We start from the raw sequence: 22,928 nt of genomic DNA, 5'->3' as shown, positions 1-22,928 counted from the left end.
GTGTCGAGACAACAACTTCATGATCGACGGCGGGAACCGTGGGTGGGTCAGGGGAGGGACGGGCGGACTTCGGCGAAGTGGCAGGCGGACGGGTGGGGGTCGGCGGCGCGGGAGACCGACAGGGGTTCCTCGCGGGCGCAGACCTCCTGGGCCTTCCAGCAGCGGGTACGGAAGCGGCAGCCGGACGGCGGATCGGCCGGGCTCGGCACGTCACCGGTGAGCCGGATGATGGTCCGGTCGTTGCGGACGTCCGGGTCCGGCACCGGCACCGCCGAGAGCAGCGCCTGGGTGTACGGGTGGGTGGCCCGCTCGTAGATCTCGTCCTCGGTGCCGATCTCCACGATCTTGCCGAGGTACATCACCGCGACCCGGTCCGAGATGTGCCGGACCACCGACAGGTCGTGCGCGATGAAGATGTACGAGAGCCCGAACTCGTCCTGGAGCTGCTCCAGCAGGTTGATCACCTGCGCCTGGATCGAGACGTCCAGCGCGGAGACCGGCTCGTCGCAGACGATCACCTCGGGCCGCAGGGCGAGCGCCCGGGCGATGCCGATGCGCTGGCGCTGGCCGCCGGAGAACTGGTGCGGGTAGCGGTTGACGTGCTCCGGGTTGAGCCCGACCACGTCCAGCAGCTCCTGCACCCGCCGCTGCTTGCTGCCCTTCGGCGCCGCCTCCGGGTGGATGTCGAACGGCTCGCCGATGATGTCGCCGACCGTCATCCGCGGGTTGAGCGAGGTGTACGGGTCCTGCATCACCATCTGCATGTTCCGCCGCAGCCGGCGCAGCTCGGCCCCGGAGGCCTTGAACAGATCCTTCCCCTCCAGGGTGGCCCCGCCGGACGTGGGCGTCTCCAGCCGCATCAGCAGTCGGGCCAGCGTGGACTTGCCGCAGCCGGACTCGCCCACGATGCCCAGGGTCTCGCCCCGGCGCAGCTCGAAGCTCACCCCGTCGACGGCCCGGACCGCGCCGGTCTGCTTCTGGAACAGCACGCCCTGGGTGATCGGGAAGTGCTTGACCAGGTTGTCGACGGAGAGGATGGTCTCGCCGCGGACCTTGGTCGGGCTAGCGGGCGCTGTCATCTCGGACCTCCTGCGCGAAGTGGCACGCGCTGGTCCGGCCGTCGCCGAGGACCAGGTCGTGTGGCACCACGTCCACGCAGACCTGCTGCACGTACGGGCACCGGGGGTGGAACGGGCAGCCGGAGGGGATCCGCATCAGGTTCGGCGGCAGCCCCTTGATCGTCGACAACTCCTGGCCGCGCACGTCCATGCGCGGGATCGACTCCAGCAGGCCCTTGGTGTACGGGTGGGCGGGCGACCGGTACAGCGACCGGACGTCGGCGTGCTCGACGATCCGACCGGCGTACATGACCGCGATCCGGTCCGCGACACCGGCGACCACGCCGAGGTCGTGGGTGATCAGGATCATCGCCATGTTGAGGTCCCGGCGCAGGTCGGCCAGCAGGTCCATGATCTGGGCCTGCACGGTGACGTCCAGCGCGGTGGTGGGCTCGTCGGCGATCAGCACCTTCGGGTTCATCGCCAGCGCCATCGCGATCATGACGCGCTGCCGCATGCCGCCGGAGAACTGGTGCGGGTAGTCGCCCAGGCGCTTCGCCGCGGCCGGGATCCGGACCAGGTCCATCAGCTCGACCGCGCGCCGGCGGGCGTCCGCCTTGGACATCCCCTCGCGCTGGCGCAGCGTCTCGCCGATCTGCCAGCCGACTCCGAAGACCGGGTTCAGCGCGGAGAGGGCGTCCTGGAAGATCATCGCGATCTCCTTGCCCCGCACCTGGCGGCGCTGCTCCTCCGACTGCTTCAGCAGGTCCCGACCCTGGTAGAGGATCTGACCGGAGCGGATCACCGCCGGCGGCGTGTCGAGGATGCCCATGATCGCCTGGGCGGTGACCGACTTGCCGGAGCCGGACTCGCCGAGCACCGCGAGGGTCTCGCCGGCGTCCAGGTGGTAGGAGACGCCGTTGATCACCTTGGCGACGCCCTCGCTCGTCCGGAACTCGACGTGCAGGTCCCGGATGTCGAGCAGGTGGCCGCCCTCGGGCGTGGGGGAGGCCGGCGTCGGGTGGACAGCGGACTGGGTCATGAGGTTCTCACCGGAGCTTCGGGTCGAAGGCGTCGCGGATGGCGTCGCCCAGCATGATGAAGGCGAGGACGGTCAGCGCGAGGAAGGCGGACGGGACGACCAGCGGCGTCGCCGACTCGCGCATGTGCACCCGGCCGGCGTCGATGTCGATGCCCCACGAGATGGTCGGGGCCTTGAGACCGATGCCGAGGAAGCTCAGCGTCGCCTCGGCGGCGATGAACGAGCCGAGCGCGATGGTGAGCACCACGATCGCCGGGGCGAGCGCGTTCGGCAGGATGTGCCGCCACATGATCCGGCCGTTGCCGGCGCCGAGCATCCGGGCCGCCGCCACGTAGTCCTGCTCCTTGGCGGTGATCACCGAGGAGCGGACCACCCGGGCCGCGGTGGTCCAGCCGAGCACCGCCAGCACGAAGATCACCGCGAACAGCCGGACGTTGTCGCTGCTGGTGCTCACCCGCTTGAGCAGCACGATCGCGGCGAGCAGCAGCGGGATGCCGAGCACGATGTCGATCACGCGGGAGAGCACCGCGTCGACCCAGCGGCCGAAGTAACCGGCCAGCATGCCGATGACCAGCGCGATGATGCCGGTGATCAGCGCGGAGAGCGCGCCGACCAGCAGCGAGGCGCGGGCGCCGTAGACCGCCCGGGCGTACGTGTCGCAGCCCTGGAAGTCGTACCCGAAGATGGCCCCGCCGGACGCCCCGTCGTGCTGCCGGGAGAGCAGGCAGTCGCGCGGGTCGTTGGCGGTGAAGAGCGAGGGTACGGCGGCCATCGCGGCGACCACCACGACCAGGGTGAGGCTGATCCAGAAGATCGGATTGCGGCGCAGGTCGCGCCAGGCGTCACCGGCCAGGCTGCGGGCCTTCTGCGGCGCGCCGATCTGGTTGGGCGCTCCGGGCTCGCCGGACACGCCCCGCCGCGCGGCCTGGTTCTCCGTGGCCGCCACGGTCTCGAAGTCACTCATAGCGGATCCTCGGGTCGAGTACGGCGTACAGGACGTCCACCACCAGGTTGGACAGGAGGTAGACCACGACGAGCACGCTGACGATGCCCACCACCAGCGGCCCGTCCTCGGTGCGGATGCCGCGGAACAGGTTGAAGCCGACGCCGGGGATGTTGAACACGCCCTCGGTGATGATCGCGCCGCTCATCAGGTTGCCCAGCTCGACGCCGAGGAAGGTGACCACCGGGATGAGCGAGTTGCGCAGCACATGCACGCTGACGATCCGCCGCTTGACCAGGCCCTTCGAGCGGGCCGTCCGGACGTAGTCGGCGCGCAGGTTCTCCGCCACCGAGGTCCGGGTCAGCCGCAGCGCGGTGGCCAGCGAGAGCGAGCCGAGCACGATGCCGGGGAGCAGCAGCGCGTACAGGTCGGGCTCGGCGCCGGCGGTGGGCGGGAAGAGCTGCCACTTGACGCCGAGGAGGTACTGCGCCAGCGGGGCCAGCACGATGGTCGGGATGCCGAGCACCAGCAGGGTCAGCACCAGCGTCGAGTTGTCGAAGATGCTGGCCCGGCGGATGCCGGCGAGCACGCCCGCGGTGACGCCGAACAGGATCGTCACGGCCATCGCGATGAGCGCCAGCTTGACCGTCACCGGCCAGGCGGCGGCGAGGATGTCGCCGATCTGGCGGCCGGTCAGCGACTGCCCGAGGTCACCCTGGAGCAGGTTCTTGATGTAGTCGAAGTAGCGGTAGAAGAAGCCGCCGACCCCGGTCTGGTCGAGGTGGAACTTCTCTGTCAGGTATGCCCGCTGGGCGGCGGTGACCGGGCGCTCGCCGGCGAGCGCCTGGATCGGGTCGCCCTGACCGGCGAACATCAGTGCGTAGACGATCAGCGTGGTCCCGAAGAAGGCGAGGACCATCTGGAGCAGTCGCCGCAGAATAAAGCGGAACATACTGTGAAGTCTCTCTGAAAAGGGGCGAAGGGCGTGGTGGGTCGGACCACCTCGCGGTGGCCCGACCCGACCAGCGCTCTTACTTGACGGCCTCGATCTTCAGCAGGTCGACCCGGTCGAAGAGATCCATCTCCACGTTCTTGACCTTGGTCGAGTGCCCGAAGTTGTTCTGGCCGTACCGCAGCGGAATCACCGGCAGGTCCTCGGCCAGGAGGTCCTCCGCCGCCTGGTACTTCTTGATCGCCTCTTCCTCGCTCGGCGCCTTGGCGCCCTCGGCCAGCAGCTTGTCGAACTCGGGGTTGCTGTAGCCGTAGTAGTTCGAGGAACCGTTGGTGCTGTACAGCGGGCCCAGGTAGTTCTCCATGGACGGGTAGTCCATGACCCAGCCCATCCGGAACAGGCCGACCGGCTGCTTCGCCTTGAGCTTGGTCAGCAGGTCCGCGAACTTGGGCTCGGCGGTGCCGACGCACTCCACGCCCAGGTTGGCCTTGAGCTGGTTGCAGGTCGCGTCGATCCAGTCCTTGTGGCCGCCGTCACCGTTGTACGACAGCTCGATCTTGGACGGGCCACCCGCGGCTTGGTACATCGCCTTGGCCTTGGCCGGGTCGAACTCGCCCGCCGCGCCGATGGTGTTCTCCCGGTAGCCGGCCACGACCGGCGAGACGAAGGAACGGGCCGGCTGCTGCGAGTCCTTGAAGATCGACTTGGTGATCTCGTCCCGGTCGATCGCCATGGAGATCGCCTTGCGGACCTCCGGCTTGCTGAATTCCTTCTGGAACGTCGGGAACGCCAGCACCTGCAGCGACGAGGCCGGGCTCTGCTGGAACCGGTCACCGAGGTCGGTGGCGGCCGTCGACAGGCTCTCGGTCGGGAGGGTCTTGATGACGTCCAGGTTGTCCGACAGCACGTCCGCGTAGGCCGCGGTCGGCTGCTGGTAGATCCGGAACTCGACGCCGGCCACCTTCGGCTGCTGGCCGGGGAAGGCGTCGTACTTCTCGACCTCGACCTTGGCGTCGTGCTGCCAGGTGCCCTTGATCTTGAACGGGCCCTGACCGACCGGCGCCTGCTCGTAGCCCTCGGCCAGCACGCCCGGGGCGGAGAAGGCCGCCTTCGGCAGCGGGTAGAAGGCCGTGTAGCCGAGCATCGTCTTGAACTCGCTGTACGGCTCGGCCAACGTCACGGTGAAGGTGAGGTCGTCGACCTTCTTCAGCCCGGACAGTGTCTTCGCGGCCGGCTTCTCGCCCTGCAGGTCCGCGTAGCCGGCGACCTTCTCGAAGAAATAGCTCGAGTTCTGGCCGTTGGGGGCGTAAGCGCCGTAGTTCCAGGCGTCGATGTAGTTCTCGGCCGTGACCTTCTCGCCGTTGTGGAAGGTGTAGCCGTCCTTCAGCTTGATCGTCCAGACCTTGTTGTCCGACGACGTCACCGACTCGGCCGCCACCTCGTACGGCTTGTTGGCCTCGTCGTAGTCGACCAGCGGGCTGAACAGGGCGGCGAGCACCTGCGAACCACTGGTCTCGTTGGTGTTGGTGGGCACCAGGTGCTGCGGCTCGGCGATCTCGATCCGCACGGCCGCGTTGGGGTCGCTCTGCCCTGATCCGCCGTCGCCGCCCGAGCCGCAGGCCACCAGGCCAAGCGTCACCGCGAGCGGGAGAGCGGTCCAGGCGGCAAGCCTACGAACTCGCATTGAGTCTCCTCATCTCCTCACGCTGCGCAGTCTGGCCCGGTGCTGGGTAACGCTGCGCAACGTTGGGCAACGGTAGGTCGCGGCTGGCTGTTCGGCAACGAGAGCGTTGCGAACCAGTAACGGAAAGCCCGCCCTCGTCTTGTCGCCCTTCCACCCCTCTGCTATGAGCGGTGCGGTGAAGCTGCTGTTCAATGTCGGTTTCGAGGCCGGCGCCCCGCGCCCGGGGGCGCGCTCCGGGCCGCCCTGCGTGGTTGCCGGCCCGCCGTCCGCTCTGTGCGGTTTCCTGATCGGCTGTCCGTCCCGAGCTGTGGTCGACTCCACACATGGTCACTCTGGGTGATTAGAGCCACCTAACGGAAAGTCACGGTTGGTCGTCGTCCCAACCTGCGGCTGTCGCCGTGAGACGATCTGGACGTGACGGCGACGATCCTGGACGGCAAGGCGACCGCGGCGGAGATCAAGGACGAGTTGCGGACGCGGGTCAAGGCACTCGCGGAGCGGGGCATCACCCCGGGCCTCGGCACCGTCCTGGTCGGGGCCGACCCGGGCTCCCAGGCGTACGTCAACGGCAAGCACCGGGACTGCGCCGAGGTCGGGATCGCCTCCATCCGCCGCGAGCTGCCCGCCGACGCCACCCAGCAGCAGGTCGACGCGGTCCTCGCCGAGCTGAACGCCGATCCGGCCTGTCACGGCTACATCGTCCAGCTGCCGCTCCCGGCCCACCTGGACACCCAGCGCGTGCTGGAGATGATCGACCCGGACAAGGACGCCGACGGCCTGCACCCGGTCAACCTCGGCCGGCTGGTGCTCGGCTACGACGCCCCGCTGCCCTGCACCCCGCGCGGGATCGTCGAGCTGCTCCGCCGGCACGACGTACCGCTGCGCGGCGCGACGGTCGCCGTGGTCGGCCGGGGCAACACCGTCGGCCGCCCGCTGGGGCTGCTGCTCACCCGGCGCAGCGAGAACGCCACCGTGACCCTGTGCCACACCGGCACCCTCGACCTCGCCTCGCACACCCGCGCCGTCGACATCGTGATCGTCGCCGCGGGCGTACCCGGGCTGCTCACCGCCGACATGATCACTCCGGGCGCGACCGTGGTCGATGTCGGCATCACCCGGGTGATCGGCGCGGACGGCAAGGGCCGGTACACCGGAGACGTGGACCCGGAGGTGGCCGAGGCGGCCGGCAAGGTGGTCCCGATGCCCGGTGGTGTCGGGCCGATGACCCGCGCCATGCTGCTCACCAACGTGGTGGAACGGGCCGAGCGGGGCTGAGGACGCCCATCGGTGTCATAACTGTCCGCCCCTGCCCTGATCGGTGCCAGGATGGCTGATACGGTCCGGAAAACCGACTGGTAGCAGGGAGTGGGACGACCATGGGTAAGAAGGTCACTGTCGTCGGGGCCGGCTTCTACGGCTCCACCACCGCACAGCGCCTGGCCGAGTACGACGTCTTCGACACCGTCGTGATCACCGACATCGTGGAGGGCAAGCCGGCGGGTCTCGCGCTGGACCTCAACCAGTCCCGCGCGGTCGAGGGCTTCGAGACCAAGGTCGTCGGCGTCACCACCGGCCCGAACGGCGAGGGCTACGAGGCCATCGAGGGCTCGGACGTCGTCGTCATCACCGCCGGCCTCCCGCGCAAGCCGGGCATGAGCCGGATGGACCTGCTGGAGACGAACGCCAAGATCGTCCGCCAGGTGTCCGAGAACGTCGCCAAGTACGCCCCGAACGCGGTCGTCATCGTGGTCTCCAACCCGCTGGACGAGATGACCGCGCTGGCCCAGCTCGCCACCCAGTTCCCGAAGAACCGGGTGCTCGGCCAGGCCGGCATGCTCGACACCGCCCGGTTCACCAACTTCGTCGCCGAGGCCCTCCAGGTGCCGGTGAAGTCGGTCAAGACCCTGACCCTCGGCTCGCACGGCGACACCATGGTCCCGGTGCCGTCGAAGAGCACGGTGAACGGCAAGCCGCTGCGCGACGCGATGCCGGCCGAGCAGATCGAGGAGCTGGTCGTCAAGACCCGCAACGGTGGCGCCGAGGTGGTGGCGCTGCTGAAGACCGGCTCGGCGTACTACGCCCCGTCGGCCGCCGCCGCCCGGATGGCCAAGGCCGTCGCGGAGGACTCCGGCGAGGTCATGCCGGTCTGCGCCTGGGTCGACGGCGAGTACGGCATCGCCGGCGTCTACCTGGGTGTCGAGGCCGAGATCGGCGCCGAGGGCGTCAAGCGGGTCGTCGAGACCGACCTGGACGCCGACGAGCTGGCCAGCCTGAAGGAGGCCGCCGAGGCCGTCCGCGCCAAGCAGGCCGACGTCGCCAACATGTGATCCACCAGCACCACCCGAAGGGGGCACGCCGGTACCCACCGGCGTGCCCCCTTCCCCATCCCCATCCCCACCCCACCGCACCCCACCTCCCGCTCCCCATCCGTCGATCATGAAGTTGTTGTCGCTCCAGACGGCGGGTCGCGGCAATAACTTCATGATCACCGGTGCGGCAGGGAGGGGTGGGGTTAGAGGGGGGTGAAGGGGGTGCCGAGGTGGGGGGTGGCCAGGTGGGTCCGGCCGGCCGTGGCGAGGGTGTGGAGGAGGGTGGCGCGGGAGGTGCGGGCGGTTGCCGGGTCCTCCTCGTGGGCGTAGGCCAGGTCGGGGTCGACTAGTTGGACGGCGTGCACCAGGAGGTCGCCGGTGAGCAGGAGGCGCTCGTCGCCGGAGTCGATGAGCACCGACTGGTGGCCGGGGGTGTGCCCGGGCGTGCTCAGCAGGCGTACCCCCGGGGTGAGCGGGGTGTCGCCGTCGACCACCCGGAGCTGGCCGGCGGCGCGCAACGGCGCGACCAGACCGGCCGGCAGCCCCGGGTTGATCGTCTCCATCGCGTCCAGCTCGGCCCGCTGCACCAGGTAGTCGGCGTGCGGGAAGTACGGGCGGCCGGGCGTACCGGTGACCGCCCAGCCGATGTGGTCGCTGTGCAGGTGGGTGAGGACGACGGTGCGCACGTCGGCGGGGTCGATGCCGGCGGCGGCCAGTTCGGCGGGGAGCCGCCCCGGCACCGGGGCCCAGCTCGCGGCGGGCGAGCCGGCCGGTCCGATGCCGGCGTCGACCAGCGTGACCGGCCCGTCGCCGGCGCGCACCGCGAAGCTGCGGAACGGCAGCCACCAGCGGCCGTCCGCGGTGACCGAGGTGGGGTCGCGCCGGTCCGCCTCGCGCCAGTGCGCCGCGGTGGCGTCGGGGAACGCCTCGGTGCGGGGCTGGAAGAACGCCCCCTCGCCGTCGGTGAGCGCGGTGACCGTGATAGACCCGAGGGTGCGGCTCAGTGGCATCGGGCGATGGTGCCAGTGAACTCCCGTGCCGGGCATCCGGTTATCCGGCCGACCCGAGGCCGGCTGGGGGGTGCCGGCCCGTTTCCAGTACGCTCGTACTGCTTGAGCACGTGTCCCCCGAGAGGAGCGCCGGTCGATGGCGAAGATCAAGGTAAACAACCCGGTCGTGGAGCTCGACGGCGACGAGATGACCCGGATCATCTGGAAGCAGATCCGTGAGCAGCTGATCCTGCCCTACCTCGACGTCGACCTGCACTACTACGACCTCTCGATCCAGCACCGCGACGAGACGAACGACCAGGTCACCGTCGACGCCGCCAACGCCATCAAGGAGCACGGCGTCGGCGTCAAGTGCGCGACCATCACCCCGGACGAGGCCCGGGTGGAGGAGTTCGGCCTGAAGAAGATGTGGCGGTCGCCGAACGGCACCATCCGCAACATCCTCGGCGGCGTCGTCTTCCGCGAGCCGATCATCATGTCCAACGTGCCGCGGCTCGTCCCCGGCTGGACCAAGCCGATCATCATCGGCCGGCACGCCCACGGTGACCAGTACAAGGCCACCGACTTCGTCGTTCCCGGCCCGGGCACGGTGACCATCACCTACACGCCGGCCGACGGCGGCGCCCCGATGGAGATGGAGGTCGCCAACTTCCCCGGCGGCGGCATCGCCATGGGCATGTACAACTTCGACGAGTCGATCCGGGACTTCGCCCGGGCCTCGTTCCGGTACGGCCTGGACCGCAACTACCCGGTCTACCTGTCCACCAAGAACACCATCCTCAAGGCGTACGACGGCCGGTTCAAGGACATCTTCGCCGAGGTGTTCGAGAACGAGTTCAAGGCCGAGTTCGAGGCCGCCGGCATCACCTACGAGCACCGGCTGATCGACGACATGGTCGCCGCCGCGCTCAAGTGGGAGGGCGGCTACGTCTGGGCCTGCAAGAACTACGACGGTGACGTGCAGTCGGACACCGTCGCGCAGGGCTTCGGCTCCCTCGGCCTGATGACCTCGGTCCTGCTCTCCCCGGACGGCCGTACCGTCGAGGCCGAGGCCGCGCACGGCACGGTCACCCGGCACTACCGGCAGTGGCAGAAGGGCGAGAAGACGTCGACCAACCCGATCGCGTCGATCTACGCCTGGACCCGGGGCCTGGCCCACCGGGGCAAGCTGGACGGCACCCCGGCGGTCACCGAGTTCGCCAACACCCTGGAGCAGGTCATCGTGGACACCGTCGAGGGCGGCCAGATGACCAAGGACCTCTCGCTGCTCATCTCGCGGGACGCCCCGTGGCTGACCACCGACGAGTTCATGAACGCGCTCGACGAGAACCTGGCGCGCAAGCTCTCCGCCTGATCCTCGTACGCGTCACCGACCGAGCCCGCCGGCCTCCGCCGGCGGGCTCCGTCGTACCCGGGGCCCGGCCGTCGCGCGGTTCGCGGCGAGTCGCGGTGTCCGAGCGAGCGGATCGCGCGACACGCCGCAAACGGTGGCGATCAATCCGTGGCCGCAGCCCCCGACGTCACCGGGGTGGGCGTGGGTCGTTGAAGTGGGTGGACGTGATGCCAGTCTCGTCCAGGAAGGTTGACCGCGGTCGCCTCGCGGCACGAGTGCCGATCAGCCAACCTTCCCGGCTGTCGCGCACAGCCAGCCGTCCCTTCCCTGCGGGGGGCCCTGTCCCGGGCCCCCCGCGCCCTGTTCCCCGGGCGCTGCCGCACTCGCCGCCCGGACGCGGGCCGGGGTCAGGCGGCGCGGAGCAGCTCCGCGGCCCGCTCGGGCGCGATGTCGTTGATGAAGACGCCCATGCCGGACTCCGAGCCGGCCAGGTACTTCAGCTTGTCCTTGGCCCGCCGGATGCTGAACAGCTGAAGGTGCAGGTGACCCAGCTCCCGGTCGATCCGCACCGGCGCCTGGTGCCAGGCCGCGATGTACGGCATCGGCAGGTCGAAGAGCCCGTCGAAGCGGCGCAGCACGTCCAGGTAGAGCGGGCCGAACGCGTCCCGCTCGGCGTCGGTCAACGCCGGGATGTCGGGCACCGGCCGGTGCGGCGCCACGTGCACCTCGAACGGCCAGCGGGCCGCCGCCGGGACGTACGCCGTCCAGTGCTCGTTGCTGGTGACCACCCGGTCGCCGGCGGCCCGCTCGGCGGCGAGCACGTCGGCGTAGAGGTTGCCCCCGCCGGTGCGCTCGGCGTGCCGGCGGGCGGCGGCCAGCAGCGACCGGGTCCGCGGCGTGACGAAGGGGTACGCGTAGATCTGCCCGTGCGGGTGGTGCAGGGTCACCCCGATCTCCACGCCCCGGTTCTCGAAGCAGAACACCTGCTCGACGCCGGCCAGCTCGGCGAGGGCCACGGTCCGGTCGGCGAGCGCGTCCAGCACGGTGCGCACCCGGCGCGGCGGCAGGCCGGCGAACGAGGCGTTGTGGTCGTCGGTGAAGCAGACCACCTCGCAGCGGCCCCGGCCCGGGCGTACCGGGGTGAACGGGGTGATCTCGGCCGGCTCGTCGGCCACCCGCTGGCTCAGCGAGGGGAACCGGTTCTCGAACACGGCCACGTCGTAGTCGGGGGCCGGAATCTCGCTGAGCCGGTCGCCCCGGGTGGGGCAGAGCGGGCACTGGTCGGCCGGGGGGAGGAAGGTGCGGGTCTGCCGGTGCACCGCCACCGCCACCCACTCGTCGGTCAGCGGGTCGTACCGCAGCTGGGAGGCGGGCGGGGGAGGGGGCAGCTCGCGCCGGTCCGGCTGGTCGCGGACCGCGTCGTCCCGTTCGTCGAAGTAGATCAGCTCGCGGCCGTCCGCCAGTTCGATCGCCGTACGCTTCACCGCGCCGTCCTCTCCGTCGTCGCCCGGCCCGTGCTCGCCACGACCACCAGCTCGCCCACCTTCTCGTCCAGTACCCGGCGCGCCTCGGGAGCCAGCCGGTCGTCGGTGACCAGCACGTCGGCCGCGGTGAGGCCGACGATCGAGGAGATGCCCACGGTGCCCCACTTGGTGTGGTCGGCCAGCACCACCAACCGGTCGGCGGCGGCCACCAGGGCCCGGTCGGTCTCCGCCTCCATCAGGTTCGGCGTGGTGAAGCCGGCCCGCTCGGTGATCCCGTGTACGCCGAGGAAGAGCAGGTCCAGGTGCAGCGAGCGGATCGCCTCCACGGCAAGTGGGCCGACCAGCGCGTCGGACGGGGTGCGCACCCCACCGGTGAGCACCACGGTCTGGTCGGTGCGGCCCTGCGCGTGCAGGATCTCGGCCACCGGCAGCGAGTTGGTCACCACGGTCAGCCCGGGCACCTCGACCAGGCGGCGGGCCAGCTCGGCGGTGGTGGTGCCGGCCGACAGCGCGACCGCCGCGCCGGGGCGGACCAGCTCGGCGGCCCGGCCGGCGATGGCGGCCTTCTCCGCGAGCTGCCGCACCGACTTGGCGTGGAAGCCCGGCTCGTCGGTGGAGCTGGGGCCGGGGACGGTGGCGCCGCCGTGCACCTTGGCCAGCAGGCCCTGCTCGTGCAGCGTCTCCAGGTCACGTCGGATCGTCATGTCGGAGACGCCGAACTCCGCCGCCAGCTCGGTGACGCGGACGCCGCCGGTGGTGCGGACCCGGTCGAGGATGGCCGCCTGCCGCTGCCGCGCCAGCATCCGTCCGTACCTCCGGCTCCCGCGCACTCTCACACGCGCTCAAACGTGTTCCAACAAAGATGAACACTAGCGCGCAGGGGGCAGCGACGGAAGGTGACCCTGGCGGGAATCAGGCGGACTGGAGGCGGGGCTCCACCCAGCCGGTCTCGGTGAGGTGGTTCATCACCGACAGGACCGCCTCGTCGACGGTCAGGTCGGTGGTGTCGACCACGATCTCGGCGTCGGTCGGCTCCTCGTACGGGTCGTCGACGCCGGTCATCCCGGTGAGCAGGCCGGCCCGGGCCCGGGCGTACAGGCCCTTGCGGTCACGCCGCTCGCAGACCTCCAGCGGGGTGGCCACGTGGACCAGCACGAAACCGGCCCCGGCCGCCAGCGCCATCTCCCGGGCGGTCGCCCGCGCCTGGGCGTACGGGGCGATCGGGCAGCAGATGCCCACCCCCCGGTGCCGGGCGACCTCGGCGGCCACCCAGCCGATCCGGCGGACGTTGGCGTCCCGGTCCGCCCGGCTGAAACCGAGCCCCGCCGACAGTTCCCGGCGCACCACGTCGCCGTCGAGCAGGGTCACCGTCCGGTCGCCCTGCTCCCGCAGCACGTCCGCCAGCCCGCGGGCGATGGTCGACTTGCCGGAGCCGGACAGGCCGGTCAGGAAGACCACCAGGCCCCGGTGCCGCCGCGGCGGGCGGGCCCGACTCAGCTCCTTCGCCACCGCCGGCGGGGTGTGCCACTCGGGCAGCGGGAAGCCCCGGTCCAGCAGGTCGTCGATCTCCTCCTGGCGCAGCGCCAGCCGCCGGTTGCGCGGCGGGATGTCCTCCCGCCAGCGCCACTGCCCGTCCCGGTTGTCGTAGGCCAGCTCGCGGGGGACCAGCACCCGCAGGCCGGCGCCGGAGAGCATCTCGCCGGTGGAGAGCAGGTGGGTCACCCCGTACGCGGCGGAGATCCGGGCCCGCAGCAGGGCGTCGCCGATCTCGTCGCGACCGCGCGGCATCGGCACCGCGACCAGGGTCGCCGGGGGCATCCGGTCGCGGGCGGCGAAGACGCTGCGCACCAGGGCCTCCGGCGGCACGCCGCCGGAGCCGCCCTCACCCACCGGGATCATCACCAGCAGGTGGGCGCCCAGGGTACGGGCGGCGTGCGCGATCTGCGCCAGCTGCGGCCGGTGCAGGGGCCGGTCGGCGATCACGCCGAGCACCCGGCCCGGGGGCAGCAGCGCCCGAACCTCCTCCGGGTTGCGGCGCAGCCGCTGGAACGGGCCGTGCCCGCCGTCGCCGAGCCGGCGGACCGGGCCGCCCACCCCGGCCACGCCCTCGCGGGCCGCCCAGACGTCGGCGACCTCCAGCGCGGCGACCGGTGCGCCCTCGCCGTCGCTGAGCACCACCGTGCGGCGTCCCGGGTCGGTCGGGTCCAGCCCGGCGGCCAGCGCCGCCGGCACCTGGAGGGTCACCGGCACCGGCCACGGCGTGCCGTCGGCGAGCCGGCCGCGACGCTGCAGCGAGGCCAGGTCGGCGCGGGTCATGAAGCCGACCAGCGGCGCGTACGCCCCGGTCAGCAACAGCTCCAGATCGGCCAGCTCACCCGGGCGCGGCGTGTACGCCGGCGCGTCCCGAAGCACCTCGTCGGGCAGCACCCACCCGTTGCTCATCCGTACCCCTCACTCGCTGACCGGCACACAGTTTCGCAGCCGACCGGCGATCGGTCGAGAGCGCCACTCCACTGCGGCCCGGGCGGTTGGGAACGGCTCAACCGGTCGGGGTGAGCGGGGCGGCCCCGAACGAGACCGCGAACCGCTTGCACCAGATGGACACGCTGGTCAGCCCGGCCAGATCCGTGCCCGGCGGGATGTCGTACGCCTGGTCGCCACGGTTGCCCTTGAGCCGGCCCAGCTCGACCCACCGGCCGTCGTCGAAGACGTCCCAGCCGGCCCGGCCGGCGCGTACCGGCTGATCGGAAAGCCAGACCCGCAGGTCGGGGCCGTTGGAGGTGGCCAGGCCCACCAGTTCCAGCCGGTGCCGCCCGTCGCCGGCGCGGACGACCCGGGCGGCGCCCGAGGTGTCGTGCTCGTGGGTGACGAACTCTCCCCGGCTGAGCAGCGTCGGCCCCGCCGGGGTCGGCGTCGGCCCGGTCGGTCCCGCGCCCCCCGTGGGCGTGGGACCGACCGACGGCGTGGCGGCCACGCCCACGTCGGACAGCCGCTCGGCGACCCGGGTGTCGGTGACCGCCTTCCAGGGCTGGAACCACCACAGCCCGACGGCCGCCCCGGCGGCGAGCACGACGACGACGGCCCAGGTCAGCGGAGTACGCAGCAGGCGAGTGACCACGTCGTCCAGTCTGCCGGGCCGGGCCGCCCCGGTCATCGCGCCGCCGGGTTACGAAACCCTTACCGAGGGCTCGGGCCGGGCGCACCGGCAGCAGGAAGTCCGGCTGGCGTGTCCCCCGGACGGGTTCTCAGGGACGACCCCGGGCGATTCCTGATACCCCCACGGGCGTCGGCTTCCTACGCTGACGGGCGTGACACTCATAGCGACCGAGTCGCTGACCAAGACGTACGGGGGTCGGATCACCGCGTTGGCCGACCTGACCGTCGCGGTGGAGCCCGGGATCATCGGCCTGGTGGGCGCGAACGGCGCCGGCAAGTCGACCCTCATCAAGATCCTGCTGGGCCTGCTCGCCCCGACCAGCGGCCGGGTCTCCGTCCTCGGCCTCGACCCGAGCACCGACCCGGCGGCCGTACGGGCCCGGGTGGGTTACATGCCCGAGCACGACGCGCTGCCGCCCGACCTCACCGCCGCCGAGCTGGTCACCCACCTCGGCCGGATCAGCGGCCTGCCCCGGACGACGGCCCGCGAGCGGGCGTCCGAGGCGCTGCGGCACGTCGGCCTCTACGAGGAGCGCTACCGGCCGGTCGGCGGCTACTCGACCGGCATGAAGCAGCGGGTCAAGCTGGCCCAGGCCCTGGTGCACGACCCGGACCTGCTGCTGCTCGACGAGCCGACCAACGGCCTCGACCCGGCCGGCCGGGACGACATGCTCGCGCTGGTGCACCGGATCGGCACCGAGTTCGGCATCTCCGTGCTGGTCTGCTCGCACCTGCTCGGCGAGGTGGAGCGGATCTGCGACACGCTGGTCGCCATCGACGGCGGGCGGCTGCTGCGGGCCGGCCCGATCGCCGCCATGACCTCCGCCACCGACGTGCTCGCCGTCGAGGTCAGCGAGGGTACGGAGGAACTGGCCACCCGGCTCGCCGCGCTCGACCTGCCGGTCAGCCGGGACGGGCGGATGCTGCTCGTCCCGCTCGCCGACGAGGCCACCTACGACCTGATCCTCGGCGCGGTCGCCGAGCTGGACCTGCCGCTGCACCGGCTCGACCAGCGGCGGCACCGGGTGGCCGAACTCTTCGCCACGAGGGAGCCCAGTCATGTCTGAGCCGACCGGCGTCATCCACGACATCGGCTACCAGCGCTACACCGGCCCCCGCCTCGGCCGCCGGCACGTCTTCGGCGCGCTCTACCTGCACGGCCTGCGGACCGCCTTCGGGCTGGGCCGCAGCGCCAAGGCCAAGATCTTCCCCTGGTTGGTGGTCGGCATCGTCACCCTGGTGGCCGCCGGCGCCACCGCGGTCCGCAGCCAGATCGGCGAGGTGGTGATGACGTACGCCCAGTTCGCCGACTCGATGAGCTGGCTGGTCATCTTCTTCGCCGCGGTGGCCGCGCCGGAACTGGTCTCCCGGGACCTGCGCAGCGGCGTGCTGCCGCTGTACTTCTCCCGGCCGCTGCCGCGCGGCGACTACGCCCTGGCGAAGCTGCTGGCCCTGGTCAGCGCGCTCTGGCTGCTGCTCGGCGCGCCGCAGCTGGTGATGTTCCTCGGCGCGGCGTTCACCACCGGCGACGGGATGCGCGGCGTCTGGAACGAGCTGCTCGACCTGCTGCCGGGGCTGCTCTACGCGGGCCTCTGGGCGGTCGTCTTCGCCTCGGTCGGCCTGCTGGTCGCCTCGCTCACCGGCAAGCGGGCGTTCGCGGCCGGCGGGATCGTGGCGGTCTTCCTGATGACCACCCCGATCGTCGGCACCCTGTCCATCCTGCCCTCCCGCACCGTCAACGAGCTGGCCGGACTCGGCTCGCCGTCGACCATCGTGCAGGGGGTCGGCATCTGGTCGCTGGGCGACCTGCTGGTCTCCGAGGACCAGGGTGGACCGGACATCGGCGGCTTCGGCCCGGTCTACGCCCTCGCCGCCATGCTGCTGGTCGCCGGCTGCGTCGCCCTGCTGCTGCTGCGATACCGGAAGGTGGCCGCCCGATGACCACGATCAGCGCCGATCCCACGGCGAGCGTCCCGACCACCGCCACCAGCACCCTCGACCTGGCCGGGGTGTCCCGCTGGTACGGCAACGTGGTGGCGGTCAACGACATCACCATGCGGCTGGGCCCCGGGGTCACCGGCCTGCTCGGCCCGAACGGCGCCGGCAAGACGACCCTGCTGCACATGATGGCCGGCTTCCTCGCCCCGTCCCGGGGCGCGGTGACCCTGGACGGCGAGCCGACCTGGCGCCACCCGGAGGTCTACCGCCGGCTCGGGCTGGTCAGCGAGCGGGAGGCGGTGCACACCTTCCTCACCGCGTACGAGTTCGTGCTGGCCAGCGCGAAGCTGCACCGGCTGCCCGACCCGGCGGCGGCAGCCCGACGGGCGATCGCCCTGGTCGAGCTGGAGGGGGCCCAGGACCGGCGGATCGGGACGTACTCGAAGGGCATGCGGCAGCGCGCCCGGGTCGCCGCGGCGCTGGTGCACGACCCGCAGGTGCTGCTGCTCGACGAGCCGTTCAACGGGATGGACCCGCGCCAGCGGCTGCACATGATGGGGCTGCTGCACTCCCTCGGCGACGCGGGCCGGACGATCCTGTTCAGCTCGCACATCCTGGAGGAGGTCGAGCAGGTCTCCGGCACCGTGCAGGTGATGGTGGCCGGCCGGCTCGCCGCCTCCGGGGACTTCCGGACCATCCGCCGGCTGATGACCAACCGGCCGCACGTGTTCACCGTCCGCTCCACCGACGACCGGGGGTTGGCGGTCGCGCTGATGGCCGAGCCCTCGGTCACCGGCGTCGAGCTGGACCGCACCGGCCTGACCGTCAAGGCCGGCGACTACGGCGCCTTCACCCGGGCGCTGCCGAAGATCGCGCTGGCCCACGGCGTCCGGGTCCGGCAGTTGCTGCCCGAGGACGAGTCCCTGGAGAGCGTCTTCTCCTACCTGGTGGAGGCCTGATGTCGACCGTTTCCTGGATCACCGCGCGCGGGCTGTTCGGCCGGCGTCGCTTCCTGATCCTGCTGCCGTTGCCGCTCCTGCTGCTCGGGCTGGCGATGCTCTGCCGGTCGCTCGGGGTGGAGCCGGGTGACTGGGGGCCGCCGGTGCTGGTCGGCCTCGGCCTGGCCGTGGTGCTGCCGGTGGTCGCCCTGATCGTGGGCACCGGCGTGCTGGGCGCCGAGATCGACGACGGCACCGTGGTGCACATCCTCACCAAGCCGCTGCCGCGCTGGCAGATTGTGCTGCCGAAGCTGGCGGTGGCCGCCGTGGTCAGCGCGACCACCGTCGCCGTGCCGCTCTTCGTCGCGGGCGTGCTCGCCGATTCGGTACGCCTCGGGCTGGCCCTCGCCGCCGCCTCGGCGCTCGGCGCGCTGGCGTACTCGGCGCTGTTCCTGGCGCTGAGCCTGCTCACCCGGCGGCCGGTCCTGCTCGGGCTGGTCTACGTGCTGATCTGGGAGGGGCTGCTGGGCAACTTCGTCAGCGGCACGAAGGTGCTCTCGGTCCAGCAGTGGGTGGTCGCCATGGCCGACCGGATGGCCCCCACCGACCTGCTGTCGGCCACCGTCTCCGTCCCCGTCGCGGCGGTGCTGACCGGCGTCGTCGCGGTCGGCTTCACCGTCCTGGCGATCGACCGCCTCCGCTCCTTCTCCATGGCCGGCGAAACCAGCTGACCGCCCGCACCGCCCCGCCCCGCCGAAGCGAAGCGGGGCGGGGCGGTGGGGGTTAGAAGGCGCAGGCGATGACGAGTTCGGGGGTGCGGTCGGGGAGCAGGTCGAGTTTGGCGATGCGGCCGGCGGCGCGGAGGTCGTCGGCGATGAGGGTGAGCTGCTCCAGCAGGGCGGCGGGGCCGAGCGCCTCGGCCAGCGGCACCTCCGCCTTCATCGACAGCTTCCGTTCCGACTTGGCCCGGCGCACCTGGCCGAGCGCGTCCCCGGCCAGCCGCAGCAGGTGCGGGTCGGCGGTGCCCTCGACCGCCCGCCCCACCTCGTAGGTGGTCGGCCAGGTGGCCCGGTGCACCGAGCCGTACCGCCACCAGGACCAGACCTCCTCGGCCACGTACGGCAGCACCGGGGCGAAGAGCCGCAACTGCACCGACAGCGCGGTGGCCAGCGCCGCCCGTGCCGACTCGGCACCCGGCCCGGAGCCGTAGGCGCGCTCCTTCACCAACTCGATGTAGTCGTCGCAGAACCGCCAGAAGAACGCCTCGGTGACCTGGAGCGCCGCCGTGTGGTCGTACGAGTCGAAGGCGGAGGTCGCGGCGGCGACCACGCCGGAGAGTTCGGCGAGCATGGCGGTGTCCAGCGGCGCGGTCGCCGGGGCGCGCAACGCGTCCGCGGCGCCCAGCCCCAGGGCGAACCGGGAGGCGTTGAGCAGTTTGGTGGCGAGCCGCCGGCCCACCTTGATCTGCGCCGGGTCGAAGGCCAGGTCCATGCCGGGCTTGCCGTTGGCCGCCCAGTACCGCACCGCGTCGGAGCCGTGCTGCTCCAGCAGCGCCATCGGGGTGACCACGTTCCCCTTGGACTTGGACATCTTCTTCCGGTCCGGGTCGAGGATCCAGCCGGAGAGCACCGCGTCCCGCCAGGGCAGCACGCCGTGCTCCAGGTGGGCACGGACCACAGTGGAGAAGAGCCAGGTCCGGATGATCTCCTGCCCCTGCGGGCGCAGGTCCATCGGGAAGACCCGGCTGAACAGGTCCGGGTCGGTCTCCCACCCGCCGACGATCTGCGGGGTCAGCGAGGAGGTCGCCCAGGTGTCCAGCACGTCCGGGTCGCCGACGAAGCCACCCGGCAGCCCGCGCTGCGACTCCTCGAAACCGGGCGCCGGATCGCTGGACGGATCGACCGGCAACATCGCCTCGTCCGGTGTGAGAGGGTGGGACAAGTCCGGCTCGCCAACGTCGTCGAGCCGGTACCACACCGGCACCGGCACCCCGAAGAAGCGCTGCCGACTGACCAGCCAGTCACCGGTCAGCCCGCCCACCCAGTGGTCGTACCGGTGCTTCATGTGCTCCGGCACCCAGCGCAGCTCGCCGCCCCGGGCCAGCAGCTGCTCCCGCAGGCCGGCGTCCCGCCCGCCGTTGCGCAGGTACCACTGGCGGGTCGAGACGATCTCCAGTGGCCGGTCGCCGCGCTCGTAGAACTTCACCGGGTGGGTGATCGCGCGCGGCTCGCCGACCAGGTCACCGGCGTCGGCCAGCAGCTGCACCATGGTCCGCCGGGCCCCGTTGACGGTCTGCCCGGCCAGGGCGGCGTACGGCTCGGCCGGCACCCCGTGCGGCGGCTCCGGCAGCAGCCGGCCGTCCCGGCCGATCACCACCCGGTTGTCCAGCTGCAGCTCCCGCCACCAGGTCACGTCCGTCAGGTCGCCGAAGGTGCAGACCATGGCGATGCCGGTGCCCTTGGCCGGGTCCGCCACCGGATGCGCGCGCACCGGCACCTCGACCGCGAAGACCGGGCTACGCACCGAGCTGCCCACCAGGTCCGCGTATCGCTCGTCGTCGGGGTGGCAGACCAGCGCCACACAGGCCGGCAGCAGCTCCGGGCGGGTGGTGTCGATCAGCACCTCGCGCCCGCCCGGCCCGGTGAACCGGAGCCGGTGGTACGCCCCGGGCCGCTCCCGGTCCTCCAGCTCCGCCTGGGCCACCGCGGTGGCGAAGCCGACGTCCCAGAGCGTCGGCGCCTCCGCCTGGTACGCCTCGCCCCGGGCCAGGTTGCGCAGGAACGCCCGCTGGCTCGTCGCCCGCGCCACCCGCCCGATCGTCGTGTACGTCAGCGACCAGTCCACCGACAGCCCGAGCCGCCGCCACAGCGCCTCGAAGACCTGCTCGTCGGCGGCGGTCAGCCGCTCGCACAGTGCCACGAAGTTGCGCCGGTCGATCGGTGTCGGGTCCTTGCGCCGCTCCTCGCTCACCGGCGTCGCCGGCGGTTGCCAGTGCGGGTCGTACGGCAGCGACGGGTCGCAGCGCACCCCGTAGACGTTCTGCACCCGCCGTTCGGTGGGCAGGCCGTTGTCGTCCCAGCCCATCGGGTAGAAGACCGTCCGGCCGCGCATCCGCTGGAAGCGGGCCACCATGTCGGTGTGCGTGTACGAGAAGACGTGTCCCATGTGCAGCTCGCCCGATACGGTCGGCGGCGGGGTGTCGATCGCGTACACGTCCGACCGCTCCTTCGAGCGGTCGAACGCGTACGTGCCCTCCTCCTGCCAGTGGCGCGCCCAGGTCTCCTCGAGCCCGTCCAGGGTCGGACGCTCGGGGACGCCGGCGCGGGCCGTCCTCGCCGTATCAGTCATCGGTCGATCGTAGGCAGCCCACGTCGCCCTGCCCACGGCTTATCCGGGGTGTCGCCTAACGGTTCGAGGAGCCGATCGGGTTGAGCAGCGGGCCGCGGGTGGCGAGCTGGATGCCGAGGCCGGTGTTGGCGTTCACCCGGTCCAGGATGGTGGAGACCGGCATGTAGTAGTTCTGCTCGTTCGGGTTCGTGCAGGCGCCGCTGCCCGGGTCCCCGTCGTTCAGGATGCCGAGCGCCCGGCCGTCCGACTCGGTGAAGAGCGGGCCGCCGCTGTCACCGGGGCGGGCGCAGACCCGCACGTTGATACGGCCGTTGGTCTTGCTGGTGACCGTGCCGCAGCGGGTACCCGGAACGTAACCCTCGCCCGCCCCCGAGTCGACGTACACCTCGCCCGCCTTGGGGGTGTAGGCCGAGCCGGTCGCGCAGACGACCCAGCCGACCTGCACCGCGCTGTAGGGGGTGTACCCGGTGATCTTCACGTCGCGGCTGCCCTTGGTGGCGCAGGCCGGGTTGTCCGTCACGCACCAGTAGTTGACCAGGCTGGCCTGGTCGCCGCCGCTCCGCCGCGGGTACGCCCACCGGTCGATCGCGCCGTCCTGGTACGGGATCACCGCGTAGTCGTACGTGGTGGTGTTCTCGGCGAGCACCGGGCTGGTGGACTCCACGCCGATCGGCACCTTAGGGCCGAGGAACTGGTGCCAGGTCCGGTCCACTTCGGTGTGGGTACTGCTGACCACGCAGTGCCCGGCGGTCAGTACGTAGTACCGCCCGGACCGCGCCCGCAGGTTGAAACCGCTGGTGCAGCCGCCGACGGTGCCGATGTTCCGGTCCCGGGGTACGTCCAGCCGGATGCCGCCGCGCATCGGCGCCTGGGCGCAGTACCGCGGGTCGCACGGCGCCTTCTCGATCGAGGGAGGAAGCTGTCGGCTCCGGGCCGGCACCCCGCCGGCCTCGATCGCGCCGGCCAGTCGGGCGTCGTCCGCCGCGACCGCGCCGCCGGTGAGGACCAGGACCTCGTTGGCCTGCTCGTCGACCACCACGTCGGTGCCCGCGGTCGCACCGAGCGCGCCGGCCACGCGGGTCGCCGCCTCGGTGAGCTCGCGCAGCGAGTGGCGCACCGGGACGACCTTCACGTGGGCGGCGTCCGGCACCCCGGTGACCGCCTTCGCGACCGGGGCCGGGTCGGTGGCCGCGATGGTGAGGACGCCGCCGCCGGCCTGGTCCAGCCACATGCCGGCGTACTCGGCGGGGTACCTCGCGGCGAGGGTGGCCGCGAGCGGCGCGGAAAGTTCCTGGAGAGCGACCCGGCGGGCCGCCTCGTCCTGGCTGACCCGGTAGCGGTCGCTCAGGTAGGCCACCGAGGCCGGCGCGTCCTTCGCCACCTCCCCGGCGGGCCGCCCGACCGCGGTGACCGGTCGGGCGTCCGACGTGGAGCGCGTCGCCCCGGCTCGACTGCCGATGCCGCTGTCCGCGCTGGGCGGCGTGTCCGCCGGGGCGGCACCGGCCGTCGCCGACAGGTCGCCGGCCGCCGAGACGGCGGTCGGTGTGGCACCGGCGTCGCCCTCCCTGGTCAGCGCGACCGTCGCCGCGCCCACCGTGCTGATCACCAATGCCGCCGCGACAACCACTCGTCGTCGGATCCGCACGCCGCAACCTCCCCGTGTGTTCGGCTGTGCCTGACCGGTCCCACCGGGCGTCGCCCTCGGGCGATCGCCGGGCCGATCGACGCCCGGC

19 protein-coding genes are annotated in these 22,928 nt (G+C 71.9%); 7 read left to right on the top strand and 12 right to left on the bottom strand.

What is annotated here, in order from left to right:
• Positions 1-47: 47 nt before the first annotated feature.
• The 5 genes from ACTMS9_RS10955 to ACTMS9_RS10935 form a co-directional block, all read right to left on the bottom strand.
• Positions 48-1,079 (bottom strand): ABC transporter ATP-binding protein, encoded by a 1,032-nt coding sequence (locus tag ACTMS9_RS10955; RefSeq protein ID WP_441164849.1) that lies wholly within the window; start codon positions 1,077-1,079, stop codon positions 48-50.
• Positions 1,063-2,100: an ABC transporter ATP-binding protein gene (locus ACTMS9_RS10950; RefSeq protein ID WP_210779651.1), complete on the bottom strand. Its 1,038-nt coding sequence runs from the start codon at positions 2,098-2,100 to the stop codon at positions 1,063-1,065. Before ACTMS9_RS10950 ends, ACTMS9_RS10955 begins: the two co-directional genes overlap by 17 nt.
• Before the next feature lie 7 nt (positions 2,101-2,107).
• Positions 2,108-3,064: an ABC transporter permease gene (locus ACTMS9_RS10945; protein ID WP_210779652.1), complete on the bottom strand. Its 957-nt coding sequence runs from the start codon at positions 3,062-3,064 to the stop codon at positions 2,108-2,110.
• Positions 3,057-3,995, bottom strand: coding sequence for an ABC transporter permease (locus ACTMS9_RS10940; protein ID WP_154941917.1), 939 nt, complete (start codon positions 3,993-3,995; stop codon positions 3,057-3,059). Before ACTMS9_RS10940 ends, ACTMS9_RS10945 begins: the two co-directional genes overlap by 8 nt.
• Before the next feature lie 79 nt (positions 3,996-4,074).
• Positions 4,075-5,679, bottom strand: a complete 1,605-nt coding sequence (locus tag ACTMS9_RS10935; RefSeq protein WP_441142399.1) for a peptide ABC transporter substrate-binding protein — start codon at positions 5,677-5,679, stop codon at positions 4,075-4,077.
• A gap of 414 nt (positions 5,680-6,093) precedes the next feature.
• On the opposite strand from ACTMS9_RS10935, the gene ACTMS9_RS10930 reads away from it, so the two are divergent.
• Together ACTMS9_RS10930 and ACTMS9_RS10925 are read left to right on the top strand one after the other, a co-directional pair.
• Positions 6,094-6,954 (top strand): bifunctional methylenetetrahydrofolate dehydrogenase/methenyltetrahydrofolate cyclohydrolase, encoded by an 861-nt coding sequence (locus ACTMS9_RS10930; RefSeq protein WP_441142400.1) that lies wholly within the window; start codon positions 6,094-6,096, stop codon positions 6,952-6,954.
• Between the two features lie 101 nt (positions 6,955-7,055).
• The gene (locus ACTMS9_RS10925; protein WP_154942076.1) at positions 7,056-8,006 is read left to right on the top strand and encodes a malate dehydrogenase; all 951 of its coding nucleotides are present in this window, start codon (positions 7,056-7,058) and stop codon (positions 8,004-8,006) included.
• A gap of 185 nt (positions 8,007-8,191) precedes the next feature.
• Here the strand turns inward: ACTMS9_RS10925 and ACTMS9_RS10920 are convergent, their stop codons facing one another.
• Entirely contained in the window at positions 8,192-8,998 is an 807-nt protein-coding gene (locus tag ACTMS9_RS10920; protein ID WP_441164848.1) for an MBL fold metallo-hydrolase, read from the bottom strand.
• A gap of 136 nt (positions 8,999-9,134) precedes the next feature.
• Here ACTMS9_RS10920 and ACTMS9_RS10915 point away from each other — a divergent pair, with 136 nt between their 5' ends.
• Positions 9,135-10,352: an NADP-dependent isocitrate dehydrogenase gene (locus ACTMS9_RS10915; protein ID WP_441164847.1), complete on the top strand. Its 1,218-nt coding sequence runs from the start codon at positions 9,135-9,137 to the stop codon at positions 10,350-10,352.
• A gap of 386 nt (positions 10,353-10,738) precedes the next feature.
• Here the strand turns inward: ACTMS9_RS10915 and galT are convergent, their stop codons facing one another.
• From galT to ACTMS9_RS10895, 4 genes are all read right to left on the bottom strand, one after another.
• Entirely contained in the window at positions 10,739-11,815 is a 1,077-nt protein-coding gene (gene galT / locus ACTMS9_RS10910; protein WP_441142403.1) for a galactose-1-phosphate uridylyltransferase, read from the bottom strand.
• A complete protein-coding gene (locus ACTMS9_RS10905; RefSeq protein WP_441142404.1) occupies positions 11,812-12,618 on the bottom strand; it encodes a DeoR/GlpR family DNA-binding transcription regulator in 807 nt (268 codons plus the stop codon). The genes galT and ACTMS9_RS10905 overlap by 4 nt, the downstream gene beginning before the upstream one ends.
• Positions 12,619-12,727: 109 nt before the next feature.
• Positions 12,728-14,257 carry an adenylyl-sulfate kinase gene (gene cysC, locus ACTMS9_RS10900; RefSeq protein ID WP_441142405.1) on the bottom strand — a complete coding sequence of 510 codons (1,530 nt, stop codon included), beginning with the start codon at positions 14,255-14,257 and terminating at the stop codon, positions 12,728-12,730.
• Between the two features lie 97 nt (positions 14,258-14,354).
• Positions 14,355-14,933, bottom strand: a complete 579-nt coding sequence (locus ACTMS9_RS10895; RefSeq protein ID WP_441164846.1) for a DM13 domain-containing protein — start codon at positions 14,931-14,933, stop codon at positions 14,355-14,357.
• A 190-nt stretch (positions 14,934-15,123) separates the two neighbouring features.
• Here ACTMS9_RS10895 and ACTMS9_RS10890 point away from each other — a divergent pair, with 190 nt between their 5' ends.
• From ACTMS9_RS10890 to ACTMS9_RS10875, 4 genes are read left to right on the top strand one after another with little or no spacing between them, the layout of a single operon-like run.
• Entirely contained in the window at positions 15,124-16,038 is a 915-nt protein-coding gene (locus ACTMS9_RS10890; RefSeq protein ID WP_441164845.1) for an ABC transporter ATP-binding protein, read from the top strand.
• Positions 16,031-16,912 carry an ABC transporter permease gene (locus ACTMS9_RS10885; RefSeq protein WP_441142407.1) on the top strand — a complete coding sequence of 294 codons (882 nt, stop codon included), beginning with the start codon at positions 16,031-16,033 and terminating at the stop codon, positions 16,910-16,912. The genes ACTMS9_RS10890 and ACTMS9_RS10885 overlap by 8 nt, the downstream gene beginning before the upstream one ends.
• Positions 16,909-17,868, top strand: a complete 960-nt coding sequence (locus ACTMS9_RS10880) for an ABC transporter ATP-binding protein (protein WP_441142408.1) — start codon at positions 16,909-16,911, stop codon at positions 17,866-17,868. Before ACTMS9_RS10885 ends, ACTMS9_RS10880 begins: the two co-directional genes overlap by 4 nt.
• Positions 17,868-18,578 (top strand): ABC transporter permease subunit, encoded by a 711-nt coding sequence (locus ACTMS9_RS10875; protein ID WP_441164844.1) that lies wholly within the window; start codon positions 17,868-17,870, stop codon positions 18,576-18,578. Before ACTMS9_RS10880 ends, ACTMS9_RS10875 begins: the two co-directional genes overlap by 1 nt.
• Before the next feature lie 52 nt (positions 18,579-18,630).
• Here the strand turns inward: ACTMS9_RS10875 and valS are convergent, their stop codons facing one another.
• Both valS and ACTMS9_RS10865 read right to left on the bottom strand, forming a co-directional pair.
• On the bottom strand, positions 18,631-21,195 hold the full coding sequence (gene valS / locus ACTMS9_RS10870; protein ID WP_441164843.1) for a valine--tRNA ligase: 2,565 nt from the start codon (positions 21,193-21,195) through the stop codon (positions 18,631-18,633).
• Positions 21,196-21,250: 55 nt separating this feature from the next.
• A complete protein-coding gene (locus ACTMS9_RS10865; protein WP_441164842.1) occupies positions 21,251-22,840 on the bottom strand; it encodes a trypsin-like serine protease in 1,590 nt (529 codons plus the stop codon).
• Positions 22,841-22,928: the final 88 nt, after the last annotated feature.

This window comes from Micromonospora sp. L31 (assembly GCF_052068075.1).
GTDB classification, from domain to species: Bacteria; Actinomycetota; Actinomycetes; order Mycobacteriales; family Micromonosporaceae; genus Micromonospora; species Micromonospora purpureochromogenes.
The sequence above is the reverse complement of the archived record's forward strand: the minus strand, read 5'-3'. Positions and strand labels throughout refer to the sequence as shown.